The sequence below is a fragment of the Arthrobacter sp. zg-Y20 genome (genome assembly GCF_030142075.1).
Taxonomy (GTDB): Bacteria; Actinomycetota; Actinomycetes; order Actinomycetales; family Micrococcaceae; genus Arthrobacter_B.
Window position 1 is genome coordinate 1534048 of sequence record NZ_CP126241.1, and the last position, 19857, is coordinate 1553904.

Sequence of the window (19857 nt, forward strand, 5' to 3'; positions counted from 1 at the left end):
CTTCAGCCGCAGTTGCGATGCTATCGAAACCGCTCCCTTGGCGTACGGGCCAAGCTCGCTTGCAAACCACGCTACGCGGACCCCGGCGGGGCCAACACCCCGTCCACCCGGATGCCGGAGCAAAACCCTGCATTGGGTTTGCCCGGGCTCGAAAGACGAAAAGCCCGGACCGCAGCAATCGCGGTCCGGGCCTTGATGCCTGGGATGTGGGAGGCCTAGGACTCCAGGGTGGCGTCCATGGTGATGTCGATTCCTGCCAGGGCCTGCGAGACGGGACAGCCGGTCTTTGCGGATTCGGCGAGGTCATCGAACTGCTCGGCGGTCAGACCGGGGACCACGGCGGTGACCGTCAGGTGGCTGCCGGTGATGCCGGTGCCCGGGACGAAGGTGACATCGGCGGAAGTCGAGATCCGCTCGGCGGTCTTGCCCGCCTCGGCCAGCGCATTGCTGAAGGCCATGGAGAAGCAGGCCGAATGGGCCGCGGCAATGAGTTCCTCCGGGCTGGTTTTTCCGTTGGCCTCCTCGGCACGGGCCTTCCACGTGACGTCGTAGGTACCCAAACCGGAGCTGTCGAGGGTTACATCGCCCTTGCCGTTGAAGAGGTCGCCGTTCCAAACGGTGTGGGCTGAGCGGACTGTAGCCATGGGGGGCTCCTTAAGCAGTGATGGGATGGGGCCGGTGGAAACCGGCGCCATCCCATCCTATTTCCGCTGGTGTGCGGACTACCACATGGTGGCGAGGGCGATGTTGACGATCGTGAGGATGCCGACGCTGTTGGCCAGGCCGGCGGAGACGGGCTCATCCTTCTTGTAGCGGCGCTGGCCGATGAACGCGAGCACGGCAATGACCAGGGCGATCAGGAGCTTGATGCCGATCTTCAGGTGGTTGACGTCGCCGTCGCCCGCCTCGGCGATGGCCACCAGGGCCAGTCCGGTGACCAGCTGGAGCAGTGCGCCGTGGAACTGGCCCGGCAGCACCGTCGGGTTCTTGATCCGCGCGAACCACAGGCCAACGATGATGGCCGCACCGAGGATGTGCAGGAAAACAAGGAAGCTTTGAAGGATATCCATGCTTCCAGTTTACTGACGCACTGTCAGCACAACGGCCCGATCACGCAGCGCCGCCGTAACTTTTCTACAACATGTAGAGAAAGTGCGGCGGCCTTAACGACGCAGGGCGCCCTCCCGTACGGGAGAGCGCCCTGCGGCCGTTCGGGCTGGAACCTAGAGGCCCAGGTCGGCCTCGAAGTTGCCCTCTTCCAGGCGTGCCTTCAGCGTCTGCAGGAACCGGCCTGCGTCAGCGCCGTCCACCAGGCGGTGGTCGTAGGACAGGGACAGGTACATCATGGAGCGGATGGCAATGGTGTCGTTGCCCTCGGCGTCGGTCAGGACAACGGGACGCTTCACGATGGCGCCGGTGCCCAGGATGCCTACCTGCGGCTGGTTGATGATCGGGGTGTCGAACAGGGCACCCACGGAACCGATGTTGGTGATGGTGAAGGTTCCGCCGGAAAGCTCATCCGGTCCGATCTTTCCGGCCTTGGTGCGCGATCCGACATCGCCGATGCGCTTGGCAAGGCCGGCAATGTTCAGGTCGCCGGCATCCGCGATGACGGGAACCAGCAGGCCCTTCTCGGTATCCACCGCAATCGCCAGGTGTTCGGCGTCGTGGTATGTGATCTGCTGGGCGTCAGAATCGTAGGACGCGTTCAGCTTCGGGTGCTGCTTCAGTGCCTCGGTAACAGCCTTGGCGATGAAGGGCAGGAAGGTGAGCTTGGCGCCGTTCTGCTCCAGGAAGGAGTTCTTGGCCGAGGCGCGCAGCTTAGCGATGCGCGTCATGTCCACTTCCTGGACCTGGGTCAGCTGGGCCGAGACCTGCAGGGATTCGACCATGCGGCGGGCGATGGTCTGGCGGATCCGCGGTGCCTTGACCGTGGTGCCGCGCAGCTTCGCGCTTTCGTCGCTGATCTTCGCCGGGGCTGCCTTGTCAGAAGCGGCGGAGGACGACGCCGGCGCTGCAGCGGGCTGCGGGGCGGCGGACTTCTTTGCTTCGGCGGCTTCGAGGACATCCTGCTTGCGGATGCGGCCGGCGACGCCGGAACCCTTCAGCGTGGACAGGTCCACGCCGTGCTCGTTGGCGAGCTTGCGCACCAGCGGAGTCACGTAGGTGCCGCCGTCGTTGGAAGCCTCAGCCTTGGGAGATTCCTGCTTCGGTGCTTCAGCCTTGGGGGCCTCCTGCTTGGGAGATTCCTGCTTCGGCGCTTCCTGCTTGGGAGCTTCCTGCTTCTCCGGCTCAACAGCCGGCGCTTCGCGCTCGTCCTTGGAAGCGGCCGCTACCGGCTCGGCTTCCTTCGGCTCGGCCTTGGCGGGAGCGCCCGCACCGGAACCGATAACGGCGAGTACGGCGCCAACCTCAGCGGTGTCATCTTCATTGACCCGGATCTCCAGCAGCTTTCCGGCCACGGGGGAGGGAATCTCAGTGTCGACCTTGTCGGTGGACACCTCAAGCAGCGGCTCGTCCATCTCGACGTCGTCGCCCACGGCCTTCAGCCAGCGGGTGACGGTGCCTTCGGTGACGGACTCGCCCAGTGCGGGCAGGGTGACCTCGGTGCCGTCGCCGGAGCCGGCGGAGGAACCTTCGTCGGCAGCGGGAACCTCTTCGGCTGCGGGGGCAGGAGCCTCTTCAGCCGGGGCTTCCTGCGCGGGGGCTTCCTGGTTGGCGGCGCTGCCGCCGTCGTCCTGCTGGGAATCGGAGCCGGAACCGTCGCCGATGCGCACAAGCGCGGCGCCGACCTCTGCGGTCTCGTCTTCGGCAACGAGGATTTCCTCGATCACACCGGCCACGGGGGAGGGGATCTCCGTGTCGACCTTATCGGTGGACACCTCGAGCAGGGGCTCGTCGACCTCAACGCGGTCGCCGACGTTCTTCAGCCAGCGGGTGACGGTGCCTTCGGTGACGCTTTCACCAAGGGCGGGTAAGTTCACGGTTTCAGACATATTGTCCCCGTTTCTCCTTATTAGATCTTTTGTGACCAGCCGTACCGCTGGTGCTGGTGATGAATTCCCCGGCGCATCCGGTGCTCCGTCTGCGCCGGGGGAGTGAATCTTAGGTATTAACCGTGAAGGGGCTTGCCGGCCAAGGCCATGGCTGCCTCGCCCAACGCTTCGTTCTGCGTCGGGTGGGCGTGGATCAGGCTGGCAATATCCTCAGGGTACGCCTCCCAGTTAACGATCAGCTGGGCCTCGCCGATCTGCTCGCCGATGCGGCCGCCGATCATGTGGACGCCGACAATGGGGCCGTCCTTCTCGCGGACCATCTTGATCAGGCCGGAGGAGCCGAGGATGGAGGTCTTGCCGTTGCCGGCCAGGTTGTATTCCTGGACCTCGACGTTTTCGGCGCCGAACTTGTCCTTGGCCTTGGCTTCGGTCAGGCCGACGGAGGCGATTTCCGGCTCGCAGTAGGTGACCTTGGGGATGTTGACGTCTTCGACGACAACGGGCTTCAGGCCGGCGATCTCTTCGGCCACGAAGATGCCCTGCTGGAAGCCGCGGTGGGCCAGCTGCAGGCCGGGGACAATATCGCCCACGGCGTAGACGTTGCCGACGCCGGTGTGCAGGCGCTCGTTGGTGATGACGAAGCCCCGGTCCATGGTCAGGCCCGCTTCCTCGTAGCCCAGGTTGGCGGTAACCGGGCCTCGGCCCACGGCCACGAGCAGCAGATCCGCTTCGTACTTGGTGCCGTCGGCCAGCGTGACGACGACGCCATCGTCGTTCTGCTGGACGTTGTCGAAGAAGATGCCGGTGCTGAACTTGATGCCACGCTTCTTGTAGGCACGTTCGAGCTGCTTGATGATGGCTGCGTCTTCGTTGGGGACCAGGGAGGGCAGGCCCTCCACGATGGTGACGTCCACGCCGAAGGAGTTCCATACGGAGGCGAACTCGACGCCGATGACGCCGCCGCCAAGGATGACCGCGCGCTTGGGCACGGTGTCCATCTTCAGGGCCTGGTCGGAGGTGATGACCTTGCCGCCGATTTCCAGGCCCGGCAGTGAACGGGAGTAGGAACCGGTGGCCAGGATGATGTTCTTGCCCGTGTAGGTCTGGCCGTTGACCTCAATGGTCTTTTCGCTGGTGAGCTTGCCTTCACCCTCAATGACGGTGATGCCCTTGGACTTGATCAGGCCCTGCAGGCCGCGGAACTTGCCCGCAATGATGTTGTCCTTGTAGGAGTTCACCGCCGTCATGTCGATGGAGTCGAAGGTGGCGTTGATGCCGTACTTGGAGGCCGTCTTGGCGTTCTCGGCGATCTCCGCGGAGTGCAGGAGCGCCTTTGTGGGGATGCAGCCGTTGTGAAGGCAGGTCCCGCCCAGCTTCCCCTTTTCAATGAGACCTACGGAGAATCCCAGCTCCACGGAGCGCAGAGCTGCGGCGTAGCCGCCACTGCCTCCGCCGAGGATCAGGATGTCGAACTCTTGCGCAGCTGCCTTATCGGCCACTTGGACGCTCCCTCGCGTAATCGTTGACGCGCCCATGCGCGCCGATGAGTATTTGGGCGTTTGTGATCAGGTCTCACCCTATCGCCCCCTACCACCTGCATCCACTTGGGGACAGGCGGTAGGGGGCGAAGTGTAATGAGAAACACCAGCAACAAACGTCAGTTCCGTTTCACGGAACCGGATCGGATGCTATGAAGCGCGGGCGACCACGTCTTCCGCGTAGGCGACCAGGGTGCGGACGGCGACGCCGGTGCCCTCCTTCGGGACGTACCCGTACGGAGCGCCCTCGTTGAAGGCGGGGCCGGCAATGTCCAGGTGGGCCCAGGGGATCTTGGTGCCGTTGACTTCGCCCACGAATTCGCGCAGGAACGTGGCGGCGGTCATCATGCCGCCGAAACGCTCGCCGTGGTTGGCAATGTCAGCCACCTGAGAATCCAGGCTGGCACGCAGTTCCTCCGGAATGGGCATCGGCCAGAACAGCTCGCCGGAGCGGTCCGCTGCAGCCTTGACGGCGTCGCGGACACCTTCTTCACCCATCACTGCCGAGACCCGGTTGCCCAGCGCGATCATCTGCGCACCGGTGAGGGTGGCGACGTCGATGATGACGTCGGGGCCTTCTTCGCTGGCGGCAACCAGGCCGTCGGCCATCACGAGCCGGCCTTCGGCGTCGGTGTTCAGGACCTCAACGGTGCGGCCGCCGTAGGTGGTCATCACATCGGAGGGCCGCTGGGCGGTGCCCGAGGGCATGTTCTCGGCAATGCACAGCCAGGACGTGACCTTGACCGGCAGGCCGAGTTCGGCGATGGCCAGGAGGGCGTTGAGCACTACGGCCGCGCCGCCCATGTCCGACTTCATCGCCTGCATGCCGGCGGCCGGCTTCAGGGACAGTCCGCCGGAGTCAAAGGTGATGCCCTTGCCCACCAGGGCGAGCTTGGCCTTCGGGCGCAGCGGCGAGTACTCGAGCTTGACCATGCGCGGCGGGCGGGCGGAGCCCTTGCCGACGCCCAGGATGCCGCCGAAGCCCTCGCGTTCAAGCTTCTTTTCATCGAACACGGTGACCTTCACCGGCAGGGACTTCGCCAGGTCCTTGGCTGCGGCGGCGAAGGTTTCCGGGTAGAGGTGGCTGGGCGGCTGGTTGACCAGGGTGCGGGTGGCGTTCACGGCCTTGCCGAGGATACGGGCGCGCTCGAGGGCGGGTTTGAGTGCCTTGTCATCAGCGGCGGCCGTGATCACGGTGATCGCCGAAACCGGAGCGGAGACCTTCTCGGCGGTGGCGGCGCTGCGGTGCTCGGTGAAGCTGTAGGCGCCGAACAGGGCGCCTTCGGCGACGGCGGCGGCGTCCGCCACCGTGCCGGCCGGAAGGGCCAGGGCTACTGAGGCGGTGCCGGCAATCTGGCGGACAGCCGAACCGGCAGCCCGGCGCAGGGTCTCTTCCGAGATGGCGACACCGGGGGACACGGCACCCAGGCCGGTGAGGACGAGCATGTCCGCATCAACTTCGGGCAGTCCGGGCAGGCGGTGGACCTGGTCGGCGGCACCGGTGACGCCGAGCATGGGCAGCGAAGCAGCCAGGGCAGCGGTGGCCTTGGGGGAAAGCGGGCTCTCGATCAGGACGGGACCGTCGGGGGTCTGGCCAACGCCGACTACGAGGGCGTTGGCGGAGACTTTCCGCCCGTCCTTGGCTACTGCCGACAGGCTGGGCTCACTGGCTTTGTTCACGAAGCTGCTTCCTCACGTTTCTGTGTTGCTTTGCCGTTACCAGACCGATCGTAGTCTCTTGCCGTGTGCCGGCGCGCAACGTTGCGCGCCGGAGCATGGTGTCCGGGCGTGCGCGCAGGGGCGCAGCGCCGGGGCGCGGTGCGGAATGAATCGGGTACCTGCGTGCGTTTACCCTTGAGTAAGGGGCGCAGCAGGGCTGATACCGCAGGATGCGGGCCGGCATGCTGGGCCAACCGCTTTGGAACGAGCCGCCGGGAGGGGTAAGACATGCTTGATCCGTTGACCCTGTTTAATTTGAATCCTGAGGTGGCGGACTCCGCGGACCTCCACGGACTGAAGCTTCTGGCCGGCTTTACCGGTTTCGCCGAGGCCGGTCATGTGGTCAGCCAGATCCGTGACGAACTCTTCGACGCCCTGGATTATGACCTGGTGGCTACCTTCGACGCCGACCAGCTGATCGACTACCGGAATCGCCGGCCGCAGATCTCCTTCATCGAAGACCACCTAAGCGACTATGAACCGCCGCGGCTTGAGCTGTACCGGATGTACGACGGGCTGGGGGAGCCGTTCCTCTTCCTGACCGGGTTCGAGCCGGACCTGCAGTGGGAACGCTTCGCCGCCGCTGTGCTGCACCTGGTCGATCTCTTCGAGGTGGAACTGGTCTGCTGGGTCCACTCCATTCCGATGCCCGTCCCGCACACCCGCCCCATCGGGGTCACTACCCACGGGAACCGTCCCGACCTGGTGGAGGGCATCAGTTCCTGGACCCCGATTGCCCAGATACAGGCCGCCGTCGGGCACGTGCTCGAAATCCGGCTCACCGACGCCGGCGTCGACGTCGTCGGCCAGGTGGTCCACGTACCGCATTACCTCGCCGAGGCCGAGTTCCCGCCCGCCGCCGTCGCCGGCCTGGAGTACCTGGGCGCTGCCGCCTCGCTGGTGCTGCCCACTGACCGGCTACGCGAAGCCGGGCGCGACGTCGAGCGCCAGATCACCGAGCAGGTGGAGGCCTCCGCCGAGGTCAAGGGCGTGGTGGCTACCCTGGAGAAGCGCTACGACCAGTACACCGAAAGCATCGTCACGCGTTCCCTGCTGGTCAAGGACAACGATGAACTGGCCAACGCCGACGAAATCGGTGCCGCTGTGGAGGCCTACCTGGCCAGCCCGCAGGCCGAAGAGGAATCCGAAGCCCTGTGGCCGGAGACCCAGCACCCCGGCACGGACGGGGCGATGAACACCCAAGATGACCGACGCGCAGATCAGGAGAATGCACCGCATGCCACGGAGGGCACGGATCAGGGCCGGAGCGATAACGACGCCGAAGGGCACCGGGACCAGGCCTAGCCTGCGGCAGGCCTGCCCGAAGCGGGCCGGCCGATGAACGGAAAACGGGCCTGGCTCGTCTGGGGAGTAGGCGTTTTCGCCTACATGGTGGCCGTCACCCAGCGCACCTCCTTCGGCGTCGCCGGGCTGGAAGCCACCGAGCGGTTCTCCGCCACAGCCTCCGTGCTGTCCGTTTTCACCGTGGTGCAGCTGCTGGTGTACGCCGGGCTGCAGATTCCGGTGGGCGTGCTGGTGGACCGCTTCGGTCCCCGGATGCTGATCGCGGCCGGTGCCGCCCTGATGTCGGCCGGGCAATTCCAGCTTGCGGCCGCCGAGTCGGTAGGCGCGGGCATCCTCGGCCGCTCCCTGGTGGGAGCCGGGGACGCGCTGACCTTTATCTCGGTGCTGCGCCTGCTGCCGGCCTGGTTCTCCGGCCGAAAAATCCCGGTTCTCACCCAGTACACGGGCATCGTGGGGCAGCTGGGCCAAGTTGCCAGCGCCATTCCTTTTGCCTTTGTGCTGCACCGCTTCGGGTGGAGCACCGCCTTTGTATCCGCCGCTTCCCTGTCCCTGCTGGCGCTGGTGCTCACCTTGGCATGTGTGCGGAACCGGCCCGACGGCGGTGAAGCGCCCGTACCGCTGCCGCTCCGCCAGACCGGCACGTCCCTGTCCGAAGCCTTCGCCCAGCCCGGCACCCGGCTCGGCATGTGGACCCACTACACGGTGCAGTTCCCGGGCACCGTGTTCGTGATGATGTGGGGCTTCCCGTACCTGGTCAGCGCCGAAGGCGTGGCGCCTGCGGTCGCCTCGGGGCTGATGACCTTCTTTGTGGTGGTGGCCATTGTCTGCGGCCCGTGGATGGGTTCCTGGGTCGGACGGCATCCCCTGCGCCGGTCCACCATGGTCCTGCTGATCGCCGGCGCCATGGCCCTGGGCTGGCTCGCCGTGCTGCTGTATCCGGGTCCGGCGCCGCTGTGGCTGCTGGCGCTCCTGGTCGCCCTGCTCGCCGTCGGCGGCCCCGGATCAATGATCGGTTTCGATTTTGCGCGGACCTACAACCCCAGCCACCGGCTCGGGACCGCCACCGGAATTGTGAACATCGGCGGCTTTATTGCCTCCCTGGTCAGCATGTACCTGATTGGCGTGGTGCTGGACGTGCTGAACAGCAACGGGTTCTCCGGCGGAGACCTGTACGCCCTGGGCTCGTTCCGGATCGCGCTGGCCGTCCAGTTCGCCGTGATGGCCGTGGGCGTGCTCGGCATCCTGCGCACGCGCGCAAAGATCCGCTCCCGGCTGGCCGACGCCGGCTCGCCGCTGCCGCCGCTGCGCGCAGCCCTGGCCCGGGAGCGCCAGCGCCGCCGGGAAGAACGCCGGGGGACTGCCGGCGGTGACGGCCGGCGCTAACCGGCGCTTCGCCGTGCCGGCCTGCCCGCTGCACCCTTGACCCGGTGCTGGCCGGTGTCCACAATGAGCGGCATGACCGGTGCACAGGCCCTGGGCGGCACAGTGGCCGCTGCAGTAGTGGATGTCCGCGGACTGGCCAAGGGCTTCCGCGGAGTGACCGCTTTGGAGGACGTTACGTTCTCGGTAGCAGCCGGCGAAACGTTCGGAATCCTCGGACCCAACGGGGCCGGCAAGACAACCACAGTGGAGTGCGTTACGGGTGCGCTGCGGCCGGACGCCGGGCACATCAGCGTCCTGGGAGTGGATCCCGCCGCAGACCGGGCGGCAGTGCGGGAACGGGTGGGCTACCAGCTCCAGTCCGCGGCCCTGCCCCCTGCCCTGCGGGTAGAGGAAGCGCTGCGCCTGTTCGCCGCCTTTTATCCTGCTCCGGCGGACGTGACGGACCTGCTGCGCACGGTGGGGCTCGACAAACACCGGAAGCGTCCCTTCGCCAAGTTGTCCGGCGGACAGAAGCAGCGCCTCTCGATTGCCCTTGCCCTGATTGGCAATCCGGATGTGGTGGTTTTCGACGAGCTGACCACGGGACTGGACCCGCAGGGCCGGCGCGATGTCCGGCAGCTGATTCAACGGGTGAAGGACGGCGGCATCACGGTCCTGCTGGTCACCCACTACCTCGACGACGTCGAGCGTCTCTGCGACCGCCTCGCCATCATCGATGCCGGCCGGACACGGTTCGTCGGGACGCCGCAGGAACTTCTTTCGGCGTCCGGCGGGAACGACGGCGGTGCCGGCTCCCTTGAGGACGCTTACCTGGCATTTATCGAACAGCCTGCAGGAGAGTGAAGGCACGGCCATGCGCACGCTCGGAGCCCTGACATCCGCTGAAGCGAAGCTTTACCTGCGCAATCCGGTGAGCATTTTCATGGCTTTGATCCTTCCCTCGGCCATCCTGCTGCTGCAGGGGTTCGTAATGCCCGGGACGACGGCGCCGATGGGTGGAAGCGATCCCCTCTATGCCAGCCTCCGCCCCATCGACCTGCTGGTTCCCCTGGCCCTTGCGGTGGCACTGTCCAGTGTGGCGGTGACCAACTATCCCTCCGCCATCAGCGGTTACCGTGAGACCGGAGTGCTGCGCCGGCTGGGGGTGACGCCCGTGGGTGCACACCGGATCCTGTTTTCCCAGTGGATCATCAGCGCCGCTTCGCTGGCGGTGGCAGTGACCCTGGCCATGCTGCTTGCCCGGGTGGCTTTTGACAGCCTGATGCCGAGCAGCATCCCGCTGGTTGTCCTGATCCTTGCCTTCGGAACCGCCGCCATGATGGCGGTGGGATCTCTCATCGCTGCCCTCGCCGGGACCTCGCAGACGGCCTACGGTATCGGGTTCCTGGTCTTCATGGCGTGTATGTTCACTGCCGGACTGTGGACGCCCGGACCGTTGATGCCGGAGGGTATCCGCCAGATAGCGGCCTTTACCCCGCTCGGTGCCATGACCCAGGCGCTTACCGCTGCCTGGTACGGCGGGTCGGTTACGGCCTTTCCCTTCCTGGTGATGCTCGGCTGGACCGTTCCATCTGCCGTGGTGGCCGCGAAGGTTTTCCGCTGGAACTGACCGGGCACCTTCGGCTGCGGATCACTCTTCCTCCACCGGCGGGACTGAAGGCGGCCTGCCGGCCGTGTGTACACAGCCGCCGGGCAGGCGCTGTTACGGATTTGTGCACGCAGGAAGCCTTGCGGCATGAGCACAGAACCGGCCGCCGGCACCCCGCAGAACCCATACCGCGTCTGCGCCCCGGCAGACATCCTTAGCCTGATTCCGCACACCTTGGGCTTCGAACCACGGAACTCACTGGTGCTGCTCGCGCTATGCGGCAACCGGCTCGGCGCAACCCTGCGCCTCGACCTGCCGCCTGCGCGGGGCCTCAAGCCCGGCACCAGCGCCGCATATGCGCTCAATGCCTGCCGGTTCATGGCTTCGGACCCGCGTGCCGACGGGGTCCTGCTGGCCATGTATACCGATGAGCCCTGGATCCAGCCCGCGCACGCACCATACCGGTCCCTGATCCGGCGCATGGCGAAGGAATTCGGTGCCGCCGGCATCCCGCTGCAGGACGGGTGGCTGGTGGGGCCGGACACCTGGCGCAACTATTTCTGTGTCCGGCCCCACTGCTGTCCCTGGCCCGGGACACCTCGGCAACAAATCGCCGACAGCATGCTCAACACCGAACTCGTGTACCGCGGGAGTGCGTACGCCTCCTCCTTGGAGAACGCGGTAGGGGAGTCCTTTCCGCCGCCGTGGGGCAACCACGAGCAGGTGGCCGAGGCCCAGGAGCGTTTCACGGCACTGGTCGGCGGGCAATGGAACGGAAAGGCGCAGTTCCGCGGAACACTGCTGCTCTGGGCAAAGGCCACCGAAACCGACGGCGCCGGATCGGGCAGTGCAGACCCGGGCAGTGCTGACCCGGGTCTTGCGGGCTCCGGAGACCCGGCCCCTGCCGGAGACTCCGCCCCTGCCGTCGCAACCCGGCTGCGGGAGGACCCGGAACTGGCTGGTTTCCTGCTGGCAAGCCTGCAGGACCGCTCCGTCCGGGACACGCTGCTGGTTTTGGGCGCGGCCGGCGCCCAGGCTGCCCTGGCCGGGGCGGAAGCCAACGGCCTCACCTCCCGGCAGGCGCAGCCGCCGGTATTCCCGGCGCCTGCACTGCCTTCGGAGCCGCTGCATTCGGAGCCTTTGCCTTCCGAGCCGCTGCGGGGAACACGGGCCCACGGGACGCTTGCACCCGTGCCCTTTGCCGGGCAGGACATGGGCCGGGCAGAGGGGCGACCAACGGCAGCAGCGGATTTTCGGAACATCCTGGTGGGCACGAGCCCGACGGTCCCGGATTGGAACCTGCTGGACCGAACCTACGCGGTGTTCAGGGACCTTGTTCCGGTGGCCGCAGGAGACCCAAAAGCGGCGCTGCTCTGTCTCTTGGCGTGGATCGAATGGGCCCGCGGACGCGGATCCCGCTCTGATGTTTTCCTGCAGCACGCTTTGGACGAGTCGCCGGGCTACCGGCTGGCGCTGCTGCTGCGGGAACTACTGGGAACCGGTGTCCTGCCGGACTGGGCCCGCTCCCGGGCCGGCTCATGGCCGGGGGAACCGGGGTAACAGGGGTAGCCGGGGGAGTGTTGAGAGCAGTGGAGCATGCAAATGTGACGGCTCCGGGAGCGGGGGACGGCGGCGAACGGGAGTCCGGGCTGCGGATGGAGAAGGGCCGCGCCGGAACGGGACTGCATGATGCGCAAGCCCCGTGCCGTAGCTGCGGATGCCCGCACCGGTGCTGTGGCAGGACGGAAAACGTGCGACAATGGGAACCGAGACCCGGTCGGGTTCGTGTATCAAGTGTCCTTTGAACTGCCAGCCCATGTGGCGGACGGAACAAAACACCGGCGCTGCGTGTTCTACCAAGAACATGCCGAGCTGACATCACTTGGATTGAAGCACGGACTTGACAGGGTCATAGTGGTGTTGCCCCCAATGGCGGTGCCACAACCCGCCGTATGAAAGGTTTTCTGTGTCGCCGAGAAAGACAACTGCAGTCGAAGAGACTGACACTGCACAAAAGCGCACTGCCGCAGCTGACGCCCCCTCCGTGACGGCCGTCAAGGAGCCCGCTTCCGGCGAAAAGACCGCTGCCAAGACGGCCCGCAAGCCTGCTGCCAAGAAGGCACCGGCAAAGGCCGGCACAGCGGCCGCAGGTCGAAAGACCTCCACCAAAACGGCAAAGCCGGCCAAGGGTGCCAAGTCGGAAGCCGAGGACGAGCTGCACGACGAGCCGGCCGACGTCGAACCCGACGCTGACGCCGTCGAAGCTGCCGATCCCGCAGCCGATGCCGCACCCACAGGGTCCGGTTTTGTGTACTCCGACGCCGACGACGACGATGCCCCTGCACAGCAGGTTGTGTCCGCCGGTGCCACTGCCGATCCGGTCAAGGACTACCTGAAGCAGATCGGCAAGGTTGCCCTGCTGAACGCCGAGCAGGAAGTTGACCTCGCACTGCGGATCGAAGCCGGCCTGTTTGCTGACGAAAAGCTTGCCGCCGATGAGCTTCTGCCGGCTGAGAAGCAGATGGACCCCAAGCTCAAGCGTGAGCTGCAGTGGGTGTCCCACGACGGAAAGCGTGCCAAGAACCACCTCCTCGAAGCCAACCTCCGCCTGGTGGTCTCCCTGGCCAAGCGGTACACCGGCCGCGGCATGCTCTTCCTTGACCTGATCCAGGAAGGCAACCTGGGCCTGATCCGTGCGGTCGAGAAGTTCGACTACACCAAGGGCTTCAAGTTCTCCACGTACGCCACCTGGTGGATCCGCCAGGCCATCACCCGTGCCATGGCCGACCAGGCCCGCACCATCCGTATTCCGGTGCACATGGTGGAGGTCATCAACAAGCTGGCCCGCGTGCAGCGCCAGATGCTCCAGGACCTGGGCCGCGAGCCCGCTCCGGAAGAACTGGCCCTGGAACTGGACATGACCCCTGAAAAGGTTGTGGAAGTGCAGAAGTACGGCCGCGAGCCGATCTCCCTGCACACCCCGCTGGGTGAAGACGGCGACTCCGAGTTCGGTGACCTCATTGAGGATTCCGAAGCTGTTGTCCCCGCCGACGCCGTGAGCTTCACGCTCCTGCAGGAGCAGCTGCACTCGGTTCTGGACACGCTCTCCGAGCGTGAAGCCGGCGTAGTTGCCATGCGTTTCGGCCTGACCGACGGCCAGCCCAAGACCCTGGACGAAATCGGCAAGGTGTACGGGGTTACCCGCGAACGCATCCGCCAGATCGAATCCAAGACCATGTCCAAGCTGCGCCACCCGTCGCGGTCCCAGGTCCTGCGGGATTACCTGGACTAAAAGACACTGCGGGCTCGTCCCGGCAGCCGGCACTCCGTTACGCTCCGGCGGACGGGGTGCCGCTGTGTTTAAGCCCGGGGCACATGTGCACATAGCAAAAGAAGTCCCCTTCCGGTTGGAAGGGGACTTCTTCAAGCTTGGTACGCGCTGCCCGCACCTGCGCGGACGCTGCAGCGGTGGTTCTGCCGGTAATTACTCCGCAGGAACCGGCGCCTTCTCGTTCAGGCGAGCGGTTTCATCCTGCCATTCCGAAGTGAGCGGGCGAAGGTTTGCCTCGACCGCCCGTGCGTGGTGTCCGCAGAAAAGCAGTTCCCCACCGGAGGATTCCAGTACGGCACGTACGTATGCCTGTGCGCCGCAACGATCGCAGCGGTCCAGGCTGTTCAGCTCACGGGTTGCTACTGCTGCTGTCATGAGTTGCCTCCTCAAGGGTGTTGATACTTCATATAACCATCTTTGCCGGCCCAGCCATGGCAGGTTCGGCCGCCTTTCGCTCTGCGCGTACCATTTGGCCGGGGCGGTGTGGGCAGTCTCACTGCTGCTGAGTCGCTGACAGGTTCTGTCACCGCCGGGGATTAACCTTGTAGGAGTCCGGGTTGTTCCCGGACATTGATCCGTTTGACACTGATCCGTCTACATTGATCCGTTTGTTGGCCAGCGGCCGATACCAAGGAGTTTCATCGCACGTGGCGCCCCCAAGTTCGAACTACACAGCCCGGCACCTCTCCGTCTTGGAAGGGCTCGAAGCTGTCCGCAAGCGTCCGGGTATGTACATCGGTTCCACGGATTCCCGCGGCCTTATGCACTGCCTCTGGGAAATCATCGACAACTCCGTGGATGAGGCACTGGCCGGGTTTGGCCAAAGCATCAAAGTGATCCTGCACCCGGACGGCTCCGTGGAGATCCACGACGACGGACGCGGCATCCCGGTGGACATTGAACCGAAAACCGGGCTCTCCGGCGTCGAAGTGGTATTCACCAAGCTCCATGCCGGCGGCAAGTTCGGCGGCGGCTCCTACGCTGCCTCCGGCGGCCTGCACGGCGTCGGCGCCAGCGTGGTCAACGCCCTGTCCTCGCGGTTGGACGTCCAGGTGGACCGTGCCGGCAAGACCTACCAGATGGCTTTCCGCCGCGGCGAGCCCGGGCACTTTGCCGACACCGGCAAGAACCCCGCACCGGAGGCGAAATTCACCCCGTCCCCGGAAAGTTCGCCCCTGGAAGTGGTGGGCAAGGCCAAACGCGGCGTCACCGGCACGCGGATCCGGTACTGGGCGGACCGGCAGATCTTCACCCCGGACGCCAAGTTCTCCTACACCGAGCTGCAGTCCCGTGCCCGCCAGACCTCCTTCCTGGTGCCCGGTCTGCGCATCACCCTCCGCGACGAGCGCCGGCTGCCCGGTACCCCGGGCGAGAACGGTCCGGTGGAAGAGGTCTTCCACCACGACGGCGGCATTGCGGAATTTGTCGACTACCTGGCGGCCGACGCCGCCGTGACGGACATCTGGCGCCTCCACGGCACGGGCAAGTTCAAGGAATCAGTGCCTGTGCTGGACGACAGCGGGCACAGCAGGATCACCGAGATCGAGCGCGAGTGCGAAGTGGACATTGCCCTGCGGTGGGGCATCGGATACGAAACCAACATCCGGTCCTTCGTCAACATCATTGCCACGCCCAAGGGCGGCACCCACCAGACCGGCTTTGAGCAGGGCCTGCTCAAGACCTTCCGCAAGGTCATCGAAGCCAATGCCCGCAAGCTGAAGGCGGGCAACGACAAGATCGAAAAGGACGATGTCTTCGCCGGACTGACCGCGGTGCTGACGGTCCGGCTGGCCGAACCGCAGTTCGAGGGCCAGACAAAGGAAATCCTGGGCACCTCCGCGGTCCGTGCCATCGTCACCAAGGTGGTGGAGAAGGAAATCACCGCCCGGCTGAACTCCACGGCGCGTGCGGACAAGACCCAGTCCGCGCAGCTGCTGGAAAAGGTGGTGGCGGAGATGAAGTCGAGAATCTCTGCCCGCGTGCACAAGGAAACCCAGCGCCGCAAGAACGCGCTGGAGACCTCCACCATGCCCGCCAAACTGGCGGACTGCCGGATCGATGACCAGGAGCGCTCCGAACTCTTCATCGTCGAGGGCGACAGCGCCCTGGGCACCGCCAAGCTGGCGCGGTCCTCGGACTACCAGGCGCTGCTGCCCATCCGCGGCAAGATCCTGAACGTGCAGAAGGCGTCCGTGGCGGACATGCTCTCCAACGCCGAGTGCGCCGCCCTGATCCAGGTAGTGGGCGCCGGCTCCGGCCGCAGCTTCCAGTTGGACGCGGCACGGTACGGCAAAGTCATTTTCATGACGGACGCCGACGTCGACGGCGCGCACATCCGTACGCTGCTGCTGACCCTGTTCTTCCGCTACATGCGTCCGCTGGTCGAAGCCGGACGTGTGTACGCGGCGGTTCCGCCGCTGCACCGGGTGGAGGTCATCAACGCGGGTTCCAAGAGCAACGAGATGGTCTACACCTACAGCGAGAAGGAACTGCACCAGGTCCTGGCAAGCCTTGAAAAGGAGGGCAAGCGGTACAAGGAGCCCATCCAGCGGTACAAGGGACTGGGCGAAATGGATGCCGGCCAGCTGGCGGAAACCACCATGGACCCCCGGCACCGTACCCTGCGCCGGGTACGGATCTCGGAGGCTGCAGCAGCGGAGCACGCCTTCGAACTGCTGATGGGAAGCGACGTTGCCCCGCGCAAGGACTTCATCATTGCAGGCGCAGCCATGCTGGACCGGGACCGCATCGACGCCTAGCGGTGCGCCGGGTCGGGGCAGGGACTTAGTCCAGCAGGCCCGGAGCGATCAGCAGTGTGGTCGGGACGGCCAGCAGCAGGACCGAGAGGCACAGCACGCACACCTGCTGCCAGCGCGGGAGCGGCGGCTGCGGCGTCAGCAGCCGGCTGAGCCTGCCGGCTGTGCCCAGCGGTTCCTGGAAGTCCGGGCCGCCCAGGGCAGCCGGAGAGTTGGACGCCGGCGCTGCCGGCGTCTCCCGGCCAGGTGCGGGGCTGCCGGAACCCACTATGGCAACCGAACGCACCAGGGTTAGCCGGTCCACCTTCCGCAGCGCCTCATCATCTGCGAGCATTTCGATCAGTTCGTTGACCGACCGCTGCGCCATCAGTGAGGTCGGCAGCCACGGCAGCGCCGCGCGCCAGGCCGCGAACGCCCACAGCAGCAGGTGGTGGTGCTGAGCCAGATGCGCCCGCTCATGGGTCAGGACGGCGGAAAGCTCATCCTCGGAGAGCATGTTCAGCAGCCCGTCGGACAGGACGGTGACCGAGCGTGCGCCGCCGGGCAGGCAGTAGGCCACCGGCGTGGGGTGCTGGATCACCAAGGTGGCCGGTGCGTCCGAGGAGGGGGAGCTGAGCAGGTTCAGCATGTCCCGGTGCCGCCGCCGGCCGCGGAGAATGCGGTACCAGGTCAGCAGCAGGGTAAAGACCAAATGGGCGCTCAACAAAGATGCGGCGCTGAGGGCGAACACGTGGACCAAGCCGAGTTCGCTCGCCGGGGCGCCGGCCACCAGGATGGCCCAGAGGCCCTGCAGCCCGTCCAGCAAGTTGTTGCCCAGCGGTTCCAGGCCCCAGGTCAGCATGGCGCCGATCATCGACAGTCCGCCGGCGAGGGCTATGGCCTGCCACAGGACCATGGCCGTGAAGGGGGAGCGCGCGGGCCACTTTGCCCGCGAGAGGAGAATGGGCACGGGCCACGCCAGGATAATCGCCAGCGCGGCCAGTGCGTAGGAAGCCCAGAACACTCTGTTGGTGCCGCTGCCTAGGCGCCGAGCAACCTGCGGAGCATCTCGGCTTCGGTGTCGGAGACCGAGCCGACAAACCGGGCCAGGACGGCTTCACGGTCGTTGGCGGTACCCAGGGCCTCGTGCATCAGTTCGGCGGTGTGTTCTGCACGCGTGGTCACTGCCCGGTAGCGGTGCGGCCGGATGTCCCGCTCGCGGCGTACCAGGGATTTTTTCTCCAAGCGCGAAAGGACGGTCAGCACAGTAGTCACTGCCAGGCCCCTGCCGTCGGCGGATTCCTCGCGCTGCGCCAGTTTTTCCCGCAGCTCGTTGGCCGTGGCTGCTTCGGGCGACTCCCACAGGAGGTCCATCATTGCGCGTTCCAGGTCACCCAGCGTAGCCATGTGCATCCTTCTCGTTATTCAGTCCCGGCCTCAGCCGATAGTTCAGTCCAGACCTACCAATGTACCGCGTTTCGGCCTGTGGTTCTACATCACGTAGAAATCTTTGCGGCGATGTTCTACGCTGTGTAGAAGTCAGTCTTCTACGTCCTGTAGAAGTCGTCGAACTATTGAAGGACAAATCGCGTGGAAGCACTGGATATCGCCCGGTGGCAGTTTGGCATCACCACCGTCTACCACTTCCTTATGGTGCCGCTGACCATTGGCCTGGGCATCGTGGTCGCAGCATTGCAGACGGCCTGGGTACGTACCGGCAAAGAGCAGTACCTCAGGATGACCAAGTTCTGGGGCAAGCTCTTCCTCATCAACTTCATCCTCGGCCTGGCCACCGGCCTGGTGCAGGAATTCCAGTTCGGCATGGCGTGGAGCGAGTACAGCCGTTTCGTCGGTGACGTCTTCGGCGCCCCGCTGGCCCTGGAATCGCTGCTCGCCTTCTTTACCGAGTCTGTGTTCCTGGGACTATGGGTCTTCGGCTGGAAGCGTCTGCCGAAGAAAATCCACCTGGCGAGCATCTGGATCACCACGCTTGCCTCGATGCTTTCGGCCTACTTCATCCTGGCCGCCAACTCCTGGATGCAGCACCCCGTGGGCGTGGAAATGGTCGACGGTCGCCCGGTCATGAATGACATCTGGGCCGTCCTGACCAACAACACCCTGCTGGTGGCCTTCCCGCACACCGTCTTCGGTGCCTTCGCCGTAGCCGGCGGCTTCCTGCTCGGCATCTCCTGGTACCACCTCTGGAAGCGGCGCCGTGACGGCATCGACACCGTGGACAGCAAGGGCAACGTAGTAGTTGGCGAACGGCCCGAAATCGGCCGCGACAAAACCGACCACGCCGTCTGGCTCCGCTCGTTGCGCGTGGGCGCCGCCGTCGCCGTCGTCGCCTTCGCCGGCGTGGCCGTCAGCGGCGACCTGCAGGGCAAGCTCATGTTCGAGCAGCAGCCCATGAAGATGGCTGCGGCTGAAGCTGCCTGCCACGACGGTACCGGCTTCTCCGTCCTCTCCGTCGGGGACCCCGGCGCTGCAAACTGCGAGGACGTGGACACGCTCCTCGAGATCCCCGGCATGCTCTCCTTCCTGGCCAACGGCGACTTCGACACCGAGATCCGGGGCGTGAACACCCTCCTGGACCAGTACCAGGACGACTACGGCACCCACCTGCCGGACAACGAAATCTACGGCTCCAACTCGGGCGCGGAGATCGACTACACACCGAACTTCGCCGTCACCTACTGGGGCTTCCGCATCATGATCGGCTTCGGCGGCATCGCAGCAGTCGCTGCGGCCTTCGCCCTCTGGGTGGTCCGCAAGGGCACCGTGCCCGAGTCGAAGTGGCTGATGCGCCTGGCCGTGTTCGGCATCCTGGCGCCGTTCGGCGCCAACAGCGCCGGCTGGATCTTCACCGAGATGGGACGCCAGCCGTTTGTGGTGGCACCGAATCCCACCGGCACCGACGGCGTCTTTATGTTCACCGCGGCTGCCGTCTCACCGGGCGTAAGTATGGGCGAACTGCTCTTCTCCGTCATCGCGTTCACCGTGGTCTACCTGGCACTGCTGGTGGTTGAGGTCCGGCTGCTGTTCAAGTTCGTCCGCGGCGGCGTCCCGGCTGCCATGCCGGACCTGCTGGGCAACGACGACGGCGACACCGGCGGCCTCAACTCCCCGGGCATGGACCCGGACGGCACGCCCGGAAAGGCGAAGTCCGATGTCCTCGACTTTGCCTACTAAGACCTTCCGGACCGGCCGGATCCGGTCCCGCACCTGCGGGACCGGATCCACCCCGACCCTGTCCGGCTTC

The 19857-nt window shown here is 65.7% G+C and carries 15 protein-coding genes and 1 pseudogene; 8 read left to right on the top strand and 8 right to left on the bottom strand.

All coding sequences use genetic code 11. The features are described 5' to 3' along the window. Positions 1-215: 215 nt before the first annotated feature. From QNO06_RS07360 to QNO06_RS07380, 5 genes are all read right to left on the bottom strand, one after another. Positions 216-644: an OsmC family protein gene (locus tag QNO06_RS07360; RefSeq protein WP_227910906.1), complete on the bottom strand. Its 429-nt coding sequence runs from the start codon at positions 642-644 to the stop codon at positions 216-218. A 78-nt stretch (positions 645-722) separates the two neighbouring features. Continuing rightward, the gene (locus QNO06_RS07365; RefSeq protein ID WP_227910907.1) at positions 723-1070 is read right to left on the bottom strand and encodes a hypothetical protein; all 348 of its coding nucleotides are present in this window, start codon (positions 1068-1070) and stop codon (positions 723-725) included. A 153-nt stretch (positions 1071-1223) separates the two neighbouring features. Then, positions 1224-2996, bottom strand: coding sequence for a 2-oxoglutarate dehydrogenase, E2 component, dihydrolipoamide succinyltransferase (gene sucB / locus QNO06_RS07370; RefSeq protein WP_227910908.1), 1773 nt, complete (start codon positions 2994-2996; stop codon positions 1224-1226). 116 nt (positions 2997-3112) lie between these two features. Continuing rightward, entirely contained in the window at positions 3113-4495 is a 1383-nt protein-coding gene (gene lpdA, locus QNO06_RS07375) for a dihydrolipoyl dehydrogenase (protein ID WP_227910909.1), read from the bottom strand. Positions 4496-4684: 189 nt separating this feature from the next. Continuing rightward, on the bottom strand, positions 4685-6214 hold the full coding sequence (locus tag QNO06_RS07380) for a leucyl aminopeptidase (RefSeq protein ID WP_227910910.1): 1530 nt from the start codon (positions 6212-6214) through the stop codon (positions 4685-4687). A 267-nt stretch (positions 6215-6481) separates the two neighbouring features. On the opposite strand from QNO06_RS07380, the pseudogene QNO06_RS07385 reads away from it, so the two are divergent. From QNO06_RS07385 to QNO06_RS07410, 6 genes and pseudogenes are all read left to right on the top strand, one after another. Then, positions 6482-7375: pseudogene (locus QNO06_RS07385) on the top strand (proteasome assembly chaperone family protein); the annotation flags it as partial. Between the two features lie 216 nt (positions 7376-7591). After that, positions 7592-8941, top strand: a complete 1350-nt coding sequence (locus QNO06_RS07390; protein ID WP_227910911.1) for an MFS transporter — start codon at positions 7592-7594, stop codon at positions 8939-8941. 72 nt (positions 8942-9013) lie between these two features. Next, a complete protein-coding gene (locus QNO06_RS07395; protein ID WP_227910912.1) occupies positions 9014-9784 on the top strand; it encodes an ABC transporter ATP-binding protein in 771 nt (256 codons plus the stop codon). Positions 9785-9794: 10 nt separating this feature from the next. Continuing rightward, entirely contained in the window at positions 9795-10550 is a 756-nt protein-coding gene (locus QNO06_RS07400; protein ID WP_227910913.1) for an ABC transporter permease, read from the top strand. Positions 10551-10676: 126 nt separating this feature from the next. Further along, positions 10677-12089 (top strand): DUF4192 domain-containing protein, encoded by a 1413-nt coding sequence (locus QNO06_RS07405; RefSeq protein ID WP_227910914.1) that lies wholly within the window; start codon positions 10677-10679, stop codon positions 12087-12089. A 406-nt stretch (positions 12090-12495) separates the two neighbouring features. Beyond that, the gene (locus tag QNO06_RS07410) at positions 12496-13821 is read left to right on the top strand and encodes an RNA polymerase sigma factor (protein ID WP_227910915.1); all 1326 of its coding nucleotides are present in this window, start codon (positions 12496-12498) and stop codon (positions 13819-13821) included. Between the two features lie 192 nt (positions 13822-14013). Here QNO06_RS07410 and QNO06_RS07415 read toward each other — a convergent pair whose 3' ends face one another. After that, positions 14014-14235: a DUF7455 domain-containing protein gene (locus QNO06_RS07415; protein WP_227910916.1), complete on the bottom strand. Its 222-nt coding sequence runs from the start codon at positions 14233-14235 to the stop codon at positions 14014-14016. A 272-nt stretch (positions 14236-14507) separates the two neighbouring features. Between QNO06_RS07415 and QNO06_RS07420 the strand changes: the two genes are divergently transcribed. Next, positions 14508-16619, top strand: a complete 2112-nt coding sequence (locus QNO06_RS07420; RefSeq protein WP_227910917.1) for a DNA gyrase/topoisomerase IV subunit B — start codon at positions 14508-14510, stop codon at positions 16617-16619. 25 nt (positions 16620-16644) lie between these two features. On the opposite strand, the gene QNO06_RS07425 is transcribed toward QNO06_RS07420, so the two are convergent. Together QNO06_RS07425 and QNO06_RS07430 are read right to left on the bottom strand one after the other, a co-directional pair. Continuing rightward, complete coding sequence (locus QNO06_RS07425; protein ID WP_227910918.1) at positions 16645-17619, bottom strand: M56 family metallopeptidase; 975 nt, start codon at positions 17617-17619, stop codon at positions 16645-16647. A gap of 17 nt (positions 17620-17636) precedes the next feature. Next, a complete protein-coding gene (locus QNO06_RS07430) occupies positions 17637-18002 on the bottom strand; it encodes a BlaI/MecI/CopY family transcriptional regulator (RefSeq protein WP_227910919.1) in 366 nt (121 codons plus the stop codon). 183 nt (positions 18003-18185) lie between these two features. Between QNO06_RS07430 and QNO06_RS07435 the strand changes: the two genes are divergently transcribed. Further along, the gene (locus tag QNO06_RS07435; RefSeq protein ID WP_227910920.1) at positions 18186-19787 is read left to right on the top strand and encodes a cytochrome ubiquinol oxidase subunit I; all 1602 of its coding nucleotides are present in this window, start codon (positions 18186-18188) and stop codon (positions 19785-19787) included. The last annotated feature ends 70 nt before the right edge of the window (positions 19788-19857 follow it).

Excerpts from the sequence above, each read along its gene's own strand:
- sucB (WP_227910908.1), bottom strand. The coding sequence starts at position 2,996 with ATGTCTGAAACCGTGAACTTACCCGCCCTTGGTGAAAGCGTCACCGAA.
- QNO06_RS07400 (WP_227910913.1), top strand. The coding sequence starts at position 9,795 with ATGCGCACGCTCGGAGCCCTGACATCCGCTGAAGCGAAGCTTTACCTG.
- QNO06_RS07390 (WP_227910911.1), top strand. The coding sequence starts at position 7,592 with ATGAACGGAAAACGGGCCTGGCTCGTCTGGGGAGTAGGCGTTTTCGCC.
- QNO06_RS07405 (WP_227910914.1), top strand. The coding sequence starts at position 10,677 with ATGAGCACAGAACCGGCCGCCGGCACCCCGCAGAACCCATACCGCGTC.
- QNO06_RS07415 (WP_227910916.1), bottom strand. The coding sequence starts at position 14,235 with ATGACAGCAGCAGTAGCAACCCGTGAGCTGAACAGCCTGGACCGCTGC.
- QNO06_RS07430 (WP_227910919.1), bottom strand. The coding sequence starts at position 18,002 with ATGGCTACGCTGGGTGACCTGGAACGCGCAATGATGGACCTCCTGTGG.
- QNO06_RS07360 (WP_227910906.1), bottom strand. The coding sequence starts at position 644 with ATGGCTACAGTCCGCTCAGCCCACACCGTTTGGAACGGCGACCTCTTC.
- QNO06_RS07395 (WP_227910912.1), top strand. The coding sequence starts at position 9,014 with ATGACCGGTGCACAGGCCCTGGGCGGCACAGTGGCCGCTGCAGTAGTG.
- QNO06_RS07365 (WP_227910907.1), bottom strand. The coding sequence starts at position 1,070 with ATGGATATCCTTCAAAGCTTCCTTGTTTTCCTGCACATCCTCGGTGCG.